The organism is Shinella sp. 1A1 (genome assembly GCF_055379515.1).
This window is the reverse complement of the sequence record NZ_AP039672.1, coordinates 272,116-285,700: the sequence shown is the minus strand read 5'-3', so window position 1 is coordinate 285,700 and position 13,585 is coordinate 272,116. Positions and strand designations below refer to the sequence as shown.

12 protein-coding genes are annotated in these 13,585 nt (G+C 64.5%); 4 read left to right on the top strand and 8 right to left on the bottom strand.

The features are described from left to right. The 3 genes from ACZ48C_RS18145 to ACZ48C_RS18135 form a co-directional block, all read right to left on the bottom strand. Nucleotides 1–789 carry an ABC transporter permease gene (locus tag ACZ48C_RS18145; RefSeq protein ID WP_464783543.1) on the bottom strand — a complete coding sequence of 263 codons (789 nt, stop codon included), beginning with the start codon at nucleotides 787–789 and terminating at the stop codon, nucleotides 1–3. Then, nucleotides 786–1,670 carry an ABC transporter permease gene (locus ACZ48C_RS18140; protein ID WP_119254891.1) on the bottom strand — a complete coding sequence of 295 codons (885 nt, stop codon included), beginning with the start codon at nucleotides 1,668–1,670 and terminating at the stop codon, nucleotides 786–788. Before ACZ48C_RS18140 ends, ACZ48C_RS18145 begins: the two co-directional genes overlap by 4 nt. A 66-nt stretch (nucleotides 1,671–1,736) precedes the next feature. Next, nucleotides 1,737–2,855 carry an ABC transporter substrate-binding protein gene (locus ACZ48C_RS18135; RefSeq protein WP_464783542.1) on the bottom strand — a complete coding sequence of 373 codons (1,119 nt, stop codon included), beginning with the start codon at nucleotides 2,853–2,855 and terminating at the stop codon, nucleotides 1,737–1,739. 221 nt (nucleotides 2,856–3,076) lie between these two features. Between ACZ48C_RS18135 and pdxR the strand changes: the two genes are divergently transcribed. Continuing rightward, nucleotides 3,077–4,558: a MocR-like pyridoxine biosynthesis transcription factor PdxR gene (gene pdxR / locus ACZ48C_RS18130; RefSeq protein WP_464783541.1), complete on the top strand. Its 1,482-nt coding sequence runs from the start codon at nucleotides 3,077–3,079 to the stop codon at nucleotides 4,556–4,558. A 159-nt stretch (nucleotides 4,559–4,717) separates the two neighbouring features. On the opposite strand, the gene betA is transcribed toward pdxR, so the two are convergent. From betA to speB, 5 genes are all read right to left on the bottom strand, one after another. Beyond that, nucleotides 4,718–6,406, bottom strand: coding sequence for a choline dehydrogenase (gene betA, locus ACZ48C_RS18125; protein WP_464783540.1), 1,689 nt, complete (start codon nucleotides 6,404–6,406; stop codon nucleotides 4,718–4,720). A gap of 16 nt (nucleotides 6,407–6,422) precedes the next feature. Then, on the bottom strand, nucleotides 6,423–7,886 hold the full coding sequence (locus ACZ48C_RS18120; protein WP_464783539.1) for a purine-cytosine permease family protein: 1,464 nt from the start codon (nucleotides 7,884–7,886) through the stop codon (nucleotides 6,423–6,425). A gap of 1 nt (nucleotide 7,887) precedes the next feature. After that, the gene (locus ACZ48C_RS18115; RefSeq protein ID WP_119254886.1) at nucleotides 7,888–8,055 is read right to left on the bottom strand and encodes a hypothetical protein; all 168 of its coding nucleotides are present in this window, start codon (nucleotides 8,053–8,055) and stop codon (nucleotides 7,888–7,890) included. A gap of 111 nt (nucleotides 8,056–8,166) precedes the next feature. Beyond that, on the bottom strand, nucleotides 8,167–9,675 hold the full coding sequence (locus ACZ48C_RS18110) for an aldehyde dehydrogenase family protein (RefSeq protein ID WP_464783538.1): 1,509 nt from the start codon (nucleotides 9,673–9,675) through the stop codon (nucleotides 8,167–8,169). Between the two features lie 58 nt (nucleotides 9,676–9,733). Further along, nucleotides 9,734–10,705, bottom strand: a complete 972-nt coding sequence (gene speB, locus ACZ48C_RS18105) for an agmatinase (RefSeq protein ID WP_464783537.1) — start codon at nucleotides 10,703–10,705, stop codon at nucleotides 9,734–9,736. Nucleotides 10,706–10,798: 93 nt separating this feature from the next. Between speB and ACZ48C_RS18100 the strand changes: the two genes are divergently transcribed. The 3 genes from ACZ48C_RS18100 to ACZ48C_RS18090 all read left to right on the top strand — a co-directional run bounded on the left by ACZ48C_RS18100 (nucleotide 10,799) and on the right by ACZ48C_RS18090 (nucleotide 13,528). After that, on the top strand, nucleotides 10,799–11,731 hold the full coding sequence (locus tag ACZ48C_RS18100) for a LysR family transcriptional regulator (RefSeq protein WP_119254883.1): 933 nt from the start codon (nucleotides 10,799–10,801) through the stop codon (nucleotides 11,729–11,731). Between the two features lie 109 nt (nucleotides 11,732–11,840). Continuing rightward, a complete protein-coding gene (locus ACZ48C_RS18095; RefSeq protein ID WP_464783536.1) occupies nucleotides 11,841–12,767 on the top strand; it encodes an amino acid ABC transporter permease in 927 nt (308 codons plus the stop codon). Beyond that, nucleotides 12,764–13,528, top strand: a complete 765-nt coding sequence (locus ACZ48C_RS18090) for an amino acid ABC transporter ATP-binding protein (RefSeq protein ID WP_464783535.1) — start codon at nucleotides 12,764–12,766, stop codon at nucleotides 13,526–13,528. The genes ACZ48C_RS18095 and ACZ48C_RS18090 overlap by 4 nt, the downstream gene beginning before the upstream one ends. Nucleotides 13,529–13,585: the final 57 nt, after the last annotated feature.

Here is a 13,585-nt window from a genome sequence, read left to right as displayed (position 1 = left end):
TCAGCGCCTCGCGGTGGAGAATTTCGAAAAACGGGTGAAGAGCTGGATCAGCCCCATGCAGGCCCAGGTGATGGCAAAGGCGACAACGGCGAGCGCAGAAGGCTCATAGGCGCGGTTGCTGCCCATCCAGACCATGTAGGGCCCGAAGGAATTGACGTTCAGCAGGGCGGCAAAGACATATTCGCCGATAACGATCGCAAAGGTCAGGAACGCCCCAGACAGGACCGAGACGAAGACATTCGGCAGGATGACGACCGCAAGGATTCGCGCCCAGCCGGCCCCCAGCGACTGCGCCGCCTCGGTAAGGCTGGCGATATCGATGGTGCGCAGGCCCGTATCGACCGAACGGTACATGTAGGGCAGTGCAAGCGTCGCATAGCCGAAGAGCAGGAGGAGGTTGGTGCCCCACCAGGTTCCCGTCAACGGCAGGATGGAGGACGTGTTGTAGATACGAATATAGCCGAAGACGATGACGATGGGCGGAATGACCAGCGGCAGCAGCGTGATGAACTCAATGACGGGCCGCAGGCCCGGAAGTTTCAGCCGTACGAAGAAGGCGGTCGGTACGACAAGGAGAATACCGAGGACGATGGTGAGCAGCGCCAGCTCGACCGAATAGAGGAAGGTCTGCTGGAACTGCGGATCGGCCAGCACGATGCGATAGGCTTCGAAGCTGTATTCGCCGCGTTTCATGCGCATCGAGAAATCGACCATGCCGGCGAGCGGCAGCAGGAAATAGAGACCGCCCAGCGCGACGGCGACAAGAGACCAGAAGCGTTTTCCCGTCATTTGACCCACCGTTCGGCGCGCATGCGCAGCAGGATGTAGATGCCGTTGGCAATCGCGGTCAGCAGGATCATGCCGAAGGCGATGGCATAGCCGAGATGCGGATCGTTCAGCACGTCGCCGCGGATCTGCGCAAAGAGCACGATGGGTGCGATGGAGAGTGAGGAGCCGGTGAGCGCGATGGCCGTGGCGACGGCGCCGAAGGCATTGGCGAAGAGCAGCGCCAGCGTACCCAGCAGCGACGGCCACAGGACCGGCAGGGCCACCATCCGCCAATATTGCGCACCGGAGGCACCGAGGCTTTCGGCCGCCTCGCGCCATTCGCGGCGCAAGCCTTCGAGCGCGGGAGCGATGATCAAGACCATCAGCGGGATCTGGAAATAAAGATAGGTGAGCGCCAGCCCGAGGAACGAGACGATGTTGAACCCGGAGCCATAGAGATTGATGCCGAACCAGTTGCGCAGCAGCATCGTCACGAAACCGAGCCGGCCGAGCGTGGCGATGAACGCGAAGGCGAGTGGCACGCCGGCGAAATTGGAAGCGACACCGGAGAAGGTGACGATGCCGTTGCGCAGCCAGCGCGGCAGGCCGCCGAGCGTGATGGCGGCGGCGATGAGGAAGCCGAAGAGGCAGCCGAGCACCGCCGTCAGCAGGCTGAGCTCGATGGAAATCCAAAAGGCCGCGCTGATCGAGGGCGAGAGCAGCTTGCCGAGATTTTCAAGGGTCACCTCACCCTGCGCGTTGCGGAAGGCACCGACGACGATGTTGAGCGTCGGCAGGATCAGGAACAGCGTGGCAAAAAGAAAGAAGGGGGCGACCCCGACCCAGTTGAGAAGCCGCCGCGGCCGCAAGGCCGCCGGCAGCAGCGCGGCGCTTGTCGTCATCGGATTGTTTCCTAAGGGGAGTTTGGCCGGACGCCGGGTAGAAAGCTGGGCCTCCGGCCGGGTCTGTTACTTCACGTTGGCGCCGACGACCTTGTCCCAGCCTTCGACGATCGCGCCCTTGTTGGCGTCAAGCGCCTCGACGCTCGGGAAGACCGCCTTTTCGTAGGCTTCGGCCGGCGGCAGCTTGTCGAGCAGGTCCTGGGGGAACTTCCCGGCCTTCAGCATGGCGTTGAAGCGGGCGGGATGGCAGTAGCCCTTCAGCCAGCCGATCTGCCCCTCGTCGGAATAAAGATACTCCATCCAGAGCTTGGCCGCGTTCGGGTGCGGCGCATAGGCCGAGATGGCCTGCACGTAGACGCCGGCGACCACGCCCGTCTTCGGCACGATCACATCCATCGGCGGGTTGCCGTTCAGCGCATCGCGCCAGGCGAGCAGGTTGTAGTCCCAGGCCGCGATGATCGGCGTCTGACCCTGCGCGATGGTTCCGGCCTTGCCGAGGACGGGCACGAAATTGCCGGCCTTGTTCAGTTCGGCGAAGAGTTCCAGCCCCTTCTTGCCGGATTCCGCACCTGGTTCTGCGCCGCGCGAGATACCGGCCGACATCAGGGCGAGGATCGCCTGTGCGGAGGAACGCGGATCGCCGGTTAGCGCGACCGAACCGGAATATTCAGCCTTGGTAAGATCGGACCAGTCGGCCGGCGAGGTCTGGATCAGGTCCTTGTTGATGCCGAAGGCCATGACACCGTAATAATCGCCGTACCAGTTGCCGTCCGCATCCTTGATGTTGTCGGGAATTTCGTCCCAGGTCGCCACCTTGTAGGGCTGCAGCAGACCTTCCTTCGTGGCAGCCGGCGCAAAGGCGAGGCCAAGGTCCACGACGTCAGGAGCCTGCGAGCCCGTATTGCCCTTGTTGGAACGGATCGCTTCCAGCTCGTCAGCCGTGCCGGCGTCGGGATTCAGCTCATTGACGGTGATGCCGGCATACTTCGCCTTGAAGCCTTCGATGACTTCGCCGTAGTTGCACCAGTCGTGCGGCAGCGCGATGACCGTCAGCATGCCCTCTTTCTTGGCTGCATCGATGAGTTCCTGGGGCGCTTCGGCGCGGGCAAGGCCCGGTAGCGCGGCAGCGATGGCGAGCGTGGAGACGAACGTCGAGCGGACGGTGTGGGATAGGCGCTTCTTCATGAATTCCTCCTGTTTGGCATCTTCGACAATTGGTGGTCGCTGGCTACTGGCCGGCCCTGGCAATAGGCCGCAGGTGCCACCGCGTATTCCGGTTCCCCCGCACTCTGTCTGCGTCCCGGGGGCTGCATCGGTGCGTTTCGTGTAGATGGAGCATGTAACAATTGGACAACAATAAAATGTCCATTATTGTGCTTTTGATTGTACCAATTTACGAGGTCGCCATGGCCAAGCAGTTCGAAGGCCCGATCTTGCCTTTCCTTCGCCTGGATGCGGCGGCGGCTGTGCCGAAATTCCGGCAGGTGCAGGACCAGTTGCGCCAGGCGATCCTCAAGGGATATCTGCGTGCGGGCACGCGCCTGCCGGCAAGCCGCATTCTCTGCGAGGAGCTCGGCCTGTCACGCCAGACGCTGGTGCGCGTGCTGGAGAACCTGAAGGCCGAGGGATATCTCGAGGCGCGCCAGGGAGCCGGCACCTTCGTCTCTGCCGCCCTGCCGACACCGGCGGCAAGACCGTACAGGCGCAAACCCGTGGCCAATGCACCCGATACGCTGCCGCTCCGGCTGTCGCGGATCGGCACTCTCTCCCGGCAGATGTCGGCCGATATCGGCCAGTTCGAGGCGATGCCCTTCCTTCCCAACCGACCGGCTATCGATCGCTTTCCCTTTGCGCTGTGGCGCAAATGCTGGAATTCGGTGACGCGCGGCGGCAGGGTGGCCGCGCTTGGCTATGGCGATCTTGGCGGCGAACTCATTCTGCGCCAGCGGATCGCCGAATATCTCGCCGTGCATCGGCACGACCCTTGCGATCCCGAGCAGATTGTCATCACACCCGGCGGGCATGCGGCCTTCACGCTCGCGGTGCTCGCGCTGGCCGATCCGGGTGACGGCATCTGGTTCGAGGATCCCGGCCCCGTCACCGCCTACAACCTCTTCCATACGCTTGGCTTCCGGATGTGCCTTGCCGATGTCGACAGCGAAGGCATGGACGTCGCCGGTGCGGCGATGCGCTATCCGGATGCACGGATCGCCTTCGTCATGCCCTCGCGGCACCATCCGCTCGGCGTGACGCTTTCGCTTCCGCGCCGGCTCGCGCTTCTCGAATGGGCACGGATGAACGATGCCTGGATTATCGAGGACGACTATGACAGCGAGTTCCGCTACGACGGTGCCCCGCTACCCTCGATGCGCTCCATCGACGGCCATGACCGCGTCATCTACGCCGGAAGCTTCAGCAAGGCACTTTATCCCGGGGTGCGCGTAGGCTATCTCGTGCTGCCGCCGCGGCTTGTCGATACCTTCCGCAACCTTTCGGGCCTGATCAATCGAAGCGTGCCGGTGGAAACCCAGCTCGTGCTCGCAGAATTCATCGGCGGCGGGCACTTCGCCAGCCATCTACGCCGCATGCGCAGCCTTTATTCGGAGCGCCGCGAAGCCTTCCTGGAGGCGGGTCGAGCCACGCTCGCCGGGCTCGCCCGCATCGACTGTTCCGAAAGCGGTCTCAACGCGCTTGCCTGGCTTTCGAGCGAACGGCAGGACAGCGCCGTTCGCCGCGATGTTCTCGAAGCGGGCCTGCAATGCTACCCGCTCTCCGATTACACCGTCGCGATCCCAAAGCCTGGCGCGCTCATCCTCGGCTATGCCGGCGTGCCCGCCGAACGGATGAAGCCCTATCTCGGGCGCCTCGCAGAGGCTCTTTCCCGATAATGACCCCTCCGTGAATCCGCGAGGACCAGATGGCGAAGCGGGCCTGCAGGCCACGAAACAGGGCCTCTATGAAGAGCGCCCAATCGTGCCGTTCCTCCGGGTCTTCCCGTTCCCGCCGGGCAACTGCATGTCCTATCACCCGCGGCATCGTTGATCCTCTCAATGCTGCAGGGTACGCACCGGCGAGCCGCTGCGCTGGGTCGTGCCAACACCGGGCGCAACACCGACCTCCGCATTCGAGGCGGCGAGCAGCGGCTTGCCGCGCACGATATCGGACGCGCGTTCGGCAAGCATGATGGTCGGCGCGTTGAGGTTGGCATTCGGCTCGGCCGGGAAGACGGAGCTGTCGATCACCCGCAGCCCTTCGAGGCCGCGCACCTTGAGGTCGCTGTCGACGACCGCCATGGCGTCCTCGCCCATGCGGCAGGAGCCGCAGGGATGATAGGTACTCTCCATGGTCTCGCGCACCCAGGCGTCGATCTCGTCATTGCTGCGCACATCCTTGCCCGGCGCGATCTCCTCGCCGCGGAACCGGTCGAAGGCCGGCTGGGCGATGATCTCGCGGGTAAGCCGCAGGCAGCGGCGGAAGCCTTCGCGGTCCTCCTCGCGGTCGAGATAGTTGAAGAGGATATCCGGCTGCTCGTGCGCCTCCGGCGAGCGCAGGCGCACATGGCCGCGGCTCTTCGGCTTGTTCGGGCCGGTCAGCACCATGAAGCCGTGTCCGTCGAGCGGTTTCTTGCCGTCGTAACGCATGGCGGCTGGCAGGAAGTGGAACTGGATATCCGGCCATTGCAGCGACGCATCGGAACGGATGAAGCCGCCGCTCTCGAAATGGTTGGAGACCGAAAGGCCTTTCTTGAACAGCAGCCACTCCGCGCCGATCATGGCGCGGCTCAGCAGACCCATCTTGCCGTTCAGCGTGATCGGCTCCTTGCAGGCATACTGGATATAGACCTCGGAATGATCCTGCAGGTTCTCGCCGACGCCCGGCAGATCATGCAACACCGCGACGCCCGCCTTCCGCAGCACGGCGGCGGGGCCGATGCCGGAGCGCTGCAGGAGGTGCGGCGAGCCGATCGGGCCGGAGGAGATCAGAACCTCGCGGCTGGCCTTCGCCACGATGCGCTCGCCGCCGGCCAGTTCGTATTCGACACCGACGGCGCGCTTGCCTTCCAGCAGCACGCGCCGCGTCATGGCGTGGGTGACGACCCTGAGGTTCGGCCGGCTCATCGCCGGTTTCAGGTAGGCGTTGGCCGTCGACCAGCGCACGCCGTCCTTGACGGTCATGTGCATGGGGCCGAAGCCCTCCTGCATATGGCCGTTCGGATCGTCCGTGGTGATGTATCCCGCCTCGTGTCCGGCATCGACGAAAGCCTTGTAGAGCGGGTTCTTCATCTTGTTGCCGGCATTGGTGGCGAGCGGGCCGTCGGCGCCGCGATAGGCATCGCTGCCGTCCTGCCAGCTTTCGGCCCGCTGGAAATAGGGCAGGCAATTGGTATAGCGCCAGCCGCGCGCCCCCAGTTCCTCCCACTCGTCGAAGTCACGCGCATTGCCGCGCATGTAGACGAGCCCGTTGATCGAGGAAGAGCCGCCGATGACTTTTCCACGCGGGCAATGCACCTGCCGGCCGTCGAGGCCCGGTTCCGGCAGGGTCATGTATTTCCAGTTGTACTTCGTGCCGTTCATCGGAATGGACAGCGCCGTCGGCATCTGGATGAAGATCGACTTGTCGCTGCCGCCATATTCGAGAACCAGAACCCTGGTGGCCGGGTCCTCCGAAAGACGGTTGGCAAGCACACAGCCGGCCGATCCGGCACCGATGATGATGTAGTCGTAGGTCTCGGTCATGGCGGTCATCCAGAGGTTACGGGTAGAGGCCCCAGCCGCGCCCGCGGGCGAAGAGCCGGGTCAGGACATAGTGAACCGTGCCGGCCGCAAGGCAGGAGGGCACGGAGGCGGTGAGGTATTTGAAGGCCGGCAGGCTCGCGAGCGTCTGCGGATTGAAGACGAGCACGTAGACGCCGAAGCCGATGGCAAGCGCGAAGAGGCCGATCGGGTTGAAGCCACCCCAGAACCGATAGGGACCGTTTTCCTGCGGGCCATGCAGGCTGCGCATGTCGAGCTTCTGGCGGCGCAGGAAGAAGTAGTCGGCGATGCCGATGCCGGCGAGCGCGGAATTCAGCGCCGAGGTCCAGACGAGGAAGATGAAGAAGCCGTCGTACATCTGCGGATAGAAGACCACGAGGCCGAGCGGGATGATGCAGAACAGGAAGAGGATCGCCCCCCAGGAGATGGCGCGGATCGACGCCGTGCCCACCTGCCGCAGGCCGACGATGGAGGTGTAGAGGATATTGGCCATCGAGGTCATGTTGGCGAAGGCGACGAAGAGCAGCGCGATGATACCGATGACGGGACCTGCGATCTTGGTCATCCAGATCGTCGGGTCGCTGTCGCCGAGCGCGACGGCGGCAAGCAGGCCGACGATCTCGCCGAGAGCCGCCGCGCCGAAGATGCCGACGACGTTGGGCCAGAAGGCCGTGCGTTCGTTCTTCGTCAGACGGGCCAGGTTGCCGATATAGGGCCACCAGGAGAAGCCCGCGGCGAGGTTGACCTCGACGGCGATGATGAAGTTGAGCGTGTTGTCCTCGAAGGGCGGGGCGAGCGCGGGCATCGCCAGCAATTCGGAGAAGGAGCGATGCTGGAGGATAAGGTACAGCATCACGATCATCAGGATCACCAGCGCGGGCGAGACGACCATGTTGAAGAACTTGATCGAGGTCGGCCCCTTGGCGACGATGAACCAGGTGACGAGAATGGCGCCGACAGCGGCGACGATCATCTTGATGCCGGTGGGATTGGCCGCCTCGCCGGCGCTCAGCGCCGTCAGCCCGTCGATCGACCGGCCGAACATCATCGCAAGCACGGCAAGCCAGCCCATGGTGAGAATGACCACGGCGAGCACGTAGACGATGCGGCTGCCATTATAGCCGAACTGGCTTCGCAGGGCGATGAACTGCTCGATGCCGTAGCGGCCGGAAAGCGGCGTGGTGGAAAGGGCCGTCAGCATGACGCCGACGATATTGCCCATGATGATGGCGGCGATGCCCTCCTTGGGGCCGACGAAGAGACCGACCGACCCGCCGATCAGGAAGGCCCAGGTGGCGATGGCAAGCGCCGAATTGGCGTAGGTGAACTCCCAGAAGCCCCATAGACGTTCGGAGGGAAGCAGCGGCGCATCGCCCCGCTCGGCGGCGGCACGGTTGCGCTCGGCTTCCGCCCGTTCGGTTTCGGCGACGGCAAAGCCGCCCTGGCTGACGTGATCGGTCATGTCAGCCTCCCCAGACCCAGAAGGCGACGACCAGCACGAGCGTCAGCGCCATCATGCAGGCATAGTCGATGACGGTCATCGTGCCCTCGAAGCGATGGCCCGCCTCGATGTCCTCGTAGATGCGGGCGCGGCGCGCCAGCTCGTTCTGCCAGGCGATATCGTTTTCCATGTTCGGTTCCCCTTTCGCGTCGCGCCTTGGGCGTCTTTCCGCGATGAAAGGCGGCTCCATCGGCCGCCGATGGTCGTGAGGCGGCCGCCCATGGGCGGCGGCCGGCTGGATCTATGGCAGCGTGATCCACACCGCCTTCGTCTCCATGAGATAGTCGAGCTGTTCCGGCCCAAGATCCTTGCCGAAGCCGGAATCCTTGAAGCCGCCGAACGGCATGGAAGGATCGATCGTGCTATGCGCGTTGACATAGACCGAACCGGCATGCAGTTGCGGGATGAGCGTGTGCACGCGGGCGAGATCGTTCGAATAGATCGCGGCGGCGAGCCCGAAGGGCGTGTCGTTCGCCAGCGAAACCGCTTCCTCCAGCGTATCGAACGGGCTCGTCACCAGCACCGGCCCGAAGATCTCCTCACGCACGATGCTCATGTCCGGCGTGCAATGGGCGAAGATCGCAGGCTCGATGAAATGACCCGGACCTTCCGGAGTTGCGCCGCCATGGACGAGCTTCGCGCCCTCGCGCCGACCGGCCTCGATATAGCCTGCGACGACCCTCTTCTGCTGGGCCGAGACCATCGGGCCGATATAGCAATCCCGGTCGAGGCCCGGCGCGAGTTTCAGCGTGCGCGTGACCGCGATCAGCTCGTCGAGGAAGGCGTCGTGCACCGAGCGCTGGACATAGACGCGGGTGCCGGCATCGCAGACCTGGCCGGAGTTGAAGAATACGCCGTTCGCCACCGCGCGGGCGGCGCTCGCCAGATCCGCGTCGTCGAGCACCAGCACCGGCGACTTGCCGCCAAGCTCCAGCGTGACATGCTTGAGATTGCCGACCGCCGTGCGGCCGACTTCCTGCCCGACGGGCGTCGAGCCGGTGAAGGTCACCTTGTTGATGCCGGGATGGGCCGACATGGCCGCGCCGATGACGCTGCCCTTGCCCGTGACGATATTGACGACACCATCGGGGAAGCCGGCCTCCTCGACCAGTTCCGCAAAGCGCAGGGTGGACAGCGAGGTCAGCTCCGCCGGCTTGACGATGACCGTGCAGCCGGCGGCCAGTGCAGCCGCGACCTTCCACGCCATGGTCTGCAGCGGAAAGTTCCACGGCACGATGGCCGCGACCACGCCCAGCGGTTCCTTGCGGGTATAGGCAAGGTAGTTGCCGGGAATGGACGGCTCGACGGTACGTCCATGCAGCTTGGAGGGCCAGCCGGCGAAATAGCGGAACGTATCGACCGTTCCCTGGATGTCGATCTCCCGGGCGAAGGTCACGGACTTGCCCATGTCGATGGCTTCGATCTCGGCAAGTTCGTCGCCATGGGTCTCGATGAGGTCGGCAAGGCGATGCAGCAGCCGCTCCCGCTCCAGCGGCTTCAGGCGGCGCCATTCACCGCCGTCGAACTGGCGGCGCGCGGCCCGGACGGCCCTGTCCAGATCATCCGCCGTGCCCGAGGGCGCGCGGGTGACGAGACCGCCCGTCGACGGCTCGAAGATGTCGAAGGTCGCGCCGTTTGCGCTATCGACCCAGGCGCCGTCGATGAACATCTTCTGCGGCTTGGCGAGAAACCGGCGCGTCGCGTCGCTGACGCCGTATTGATCCAGATAATTGCGGACGAGCGAGTCCATGCTTTCCTCCTCCCCGGCCGGCCGCCATGGGCGCGCCGGTCCTCCCGGGCCTGTTCGATCAGCGTTTTTTGGCGTGCATGATGCGGCCGATGAGGTTCATGAGAACCTGTGCGGCCAGAATGGCGGTGCCTCCGGTGTGGTCGTAGTCGGGCGCGACCTCGACCAGGTCGATGCCGACGATATCGCCGCGCTTGGCCAGCGCCGCCAGGATTTCCAGCACCTCGTAATAGATGAAGCCGCCATGCGACGGCGTGCCCGTGCCCGGCGCGATCGACGGATCGAAGCCGTCGATATCGATCGTCACATAGTAGCGCGCGCCTGCCGGAATACGGTCCACCACCGCGTCCGTGCCGAGCGCCCGGATCTGCCGGACCGACAGGATGTCGGAACCCATGTTTCGCGCATCCTCATAGCCTTCCTTGGCCGTGGAGGAGACGTTGCGGATGCCGAGTTGCGACAGGCCGCTGACATAGGGCTTTTCCGCCGCGCGGCGCATCGGGTTGCCGTGACCGTAGCGGACGCCATGGCGCTCGTCGACGAAATCCAGATGGGCGTCAATCTGCACGATGTGGATCGGGCCGTTCTTCTCGCAGTCCTCGGCAAAGGCGTTGATGCAGGGAATGTTGATCGAGTGGTCGCCGCCCAGCACCACCGGCAGCGCACCGGCTTCCAGGATCTTGCGCACGCCGAATTCGATATTGGCATGGCTCTTCATCGTGTCGGTATGCACGATGTCGGCGTCGCCGATATCGACGATGGAGACTTCGCCGCTCGGCAGGTAGGTGACGTCGTCCTCATGGTCGTAGGCGCCGCCATGGCCGAAGGAGAAGAGGGTCGAGGCCTCGCGGATGGAACGGGGCCCGAAGCGGGTGCCGGCGCGCCACTGCGTGCCGCAGTCGAAGGGCGCACCGAGGATCGCGACATCCGCGTCGATGGCGTCCCAATCCGGCTGGTAGGGATACTTGCCGAAGGTGCAGATGCCGACGAACGGCAGGTTCAGGCGCCCGGTCTCATACGAATTGCTGGTCATGTGCCCTCCTCCAAAGGTGCGAAGGAGTGTGCCAAAGGCCGAAACGTTTAAAAGTATCTATGATTGGATGTTCACTTGTGCATTAATCAATGAATGATCAACAAGGTCCGGCACCGCGTCCTCAATCTGTCGCTTGGCGATGCCGAGCTTCGGCTGCTGCGCGTCTTCGCCTCGGTGGTGCAGCATGGCGGCTTTTCCGCTGCGCAATCGGCGCTCGGCATGACGCAGGCGACCATCTCCACCCACATGCGGCACCTGGAGGAGCGCATCGGCCTGCGCCTGTGCACCCGCGGGCGCGGTGGTTTCCAGCTGACGGAGGAAGGGCGGCTCGTCTATGACGCGGCACTCGAGCTCTTCGGCTCGCTGGAGAAATTCCAGAGCCGCATCGGCGAGGCGCAGGGCGAGCTTTCCGGCAATCTCAGCTTCGGCACGGTCGATGCGATGATCAGCAACCGCGACCTCAATCTTCCCGGTGCCCTTGCCGCCTTTCACGCGGAAGCGCCGCGCGTGCATCTGGAGATCGACGTTGCGGCGCCGCAGGTCCTGCATCAGGGGCTGCTGAACGGTTCCTACCAGATCGTCCTCATGCCATCGGTCGGCAGCGTCATGCCGAACGTCCGCAGCCAGCCGGTCTTTTCGGAAATGCAGAAACTCTACTGCGCCGACGGCCACCCTCTCTTCGACCGCCCCGATGCCGACCTCACCGACGCGCTTCTGGAAGCCCAGTCCTTCGCCGGCCGCACCTACATGCTGAACGAGACGATCTGCGGCGTGAATTTCAACTGGGCGGCGGCGACGCCGCATATGGAAGGCACGCTGCTTCTGCTGCTTTCAGGCGCCTATATCGGCTTCCTGCCCGATCATTACGCCGAGGAATGGGTGCGCAACGGCCGTTTGCGGATCCTCGCACCCGAGCGCATGACCTTCGAGGACATGTTCCACATCGCCTATCCGCGCAACAAGCCCTCGCGGGCCGCCGAGACCCTGGCGGCAGCCATCGCCAGGAGCGTGCGCAAACCGCACTGACATTCCTTCGCGGCAATCTCGGCGGGTCTTCAGGTGTCGCAGAACGCGTATTGACTCCCGGATGAATGCTGCCTAGTAAGTTGTAGGCCTAACCCTACAATTGGATGCCATGCAACAGTCCGCCCCGAAATCAACCGCAACGCTTGCGCCCGCCGACCTTCCCGGTCCGGACGTGGCCGTGCGCCGCCTGCGACATCCCGGCCGCTGGATCAGCGGCGGCATCGTCCTTCTTCTTCTCGCCGTGATCGGGCGGGCCTTCGCCATCGGGCAAATCCAGTGGACCGTCGTCGGGCAATTCCTGACGGCGGGGGTCATCGTCACCGGTTTCGGCTGGACGCTGCTGATCTCGGCCTGCGCGCTGGCGCTCGGCGTCGCGCTCGGTTTTGCCTTCGGCATCATGCGGCTTTCCGAAAACCCGATCCTGCGCTTCGCCGCCTGGCTCTATGTCTGGATATTCCGCGGCACGCCGGTGCTTCTCCAGCTGCTCATCTGGTTCAACATCGCGCTGGTCTTTCCGCGGCTCTATATTCCGGGCCTCGTAGATGCACGCATGGTCGATGTCGTGACGCCCTTCGTCGCCGCCGTGCTCGGGCTTGGCGTCAACGAGGGCTCCTATCTCACCGAGGTCGTGCGCGGCGGCATCGGCGCCGTCGACAAGGGCCAGAAGGAGGCAGCGCATACGCTCGGCATGACGCCCGGCCAGACCATGCGCCGCATCGTCCTGCCGCAAACGCTGCGGCTGATCCTGCCGGTGCTCGGCAACAGCGCCATCGGCATGCTGAAATTCTCCTCGCTCGCCGCCACGATCGCCATGGGCGAAATGCTGAACGCGGCGCAGCGCATCTACTTCATCAACGGCGCCGTCATCGAACTGCTGTTCGTCTGCGCCGTCTGGTATCTCGCCGGCACGACGGTGCTTTCCATCGGCCAGTATTACCTCGAACGCCATTTCGGCCGCGACGCCTCCGCCACGAGCGACGAGCGGGCGTGGTTCAAGGGCTGGGCGCGCCGTCCGGCCACCCCGGAGGAAGCATGAGCCTCGCAGTCAAGGCGGTCGGTATCCGCAAGAGTTTCGGCAGCCACGAGGTCCTGAAGGGGCTCGACCTGGATGTCGCCCATGGCGAAGTGCTCTGCATCCTCGGCCCCTCCGGCAGCGGCAAGAGCACTTTCCTGCGCTGCATCAATCACCTGGAGACGCCGAACGGAGGCTATGTCTGGGTCGATGGCGCCATCATGGGCTACGCGCTTTCCCGCGACGCCCTGCAGGAGCTGCCGGTCAAGCACCTGCGCGCCCAGCAGAGCCAGCTCGGCATGGTTTTCCAGCACTTCAACCTCTTTGCCCACCGCACCGTGCTCGGCAATGTCATCGAGGGCCCCATGGTGGTGCGCGGCCTCAAGCGCGCCGAGGCGGAGGCGCGCGCCATGGAACTGCTGGAGCAGGTCGGCATGGCCGGCAAGGCCGCAAGCTACCCCTCGCAGCTTTCCGGCGGCCAGAAGCAGCGCGTGGCGATCGCCCGGGCGCTGGCCATGGAGCCGCGCGTCATGCTGTTCGATGAGCCGACCAGCGCGCTCGATCCGGAACTCGTCGGCGAGGTGCTGGAGGTGATGCGCACGCTCGCCCGCGGCGGAACCACCATGATCGTCGTCACCCACGAGATCGGCTTTGCCCGCGAAGTGGCCGACCGCGTCGTAGTCATGATCGACGGCGAGATCCGCGAGATGGGCGCGCCCGGCGATGTCCTCAGCAACCCCGCGGATCCGCGCGTGCGCTCGTTCCTGAGCCGCGTGCTCGCCTGAAAAAAGCGTTCCCGCCCGGGAATGCTCGAAAAGAAATCAGTCCAACAATGGGAGAAC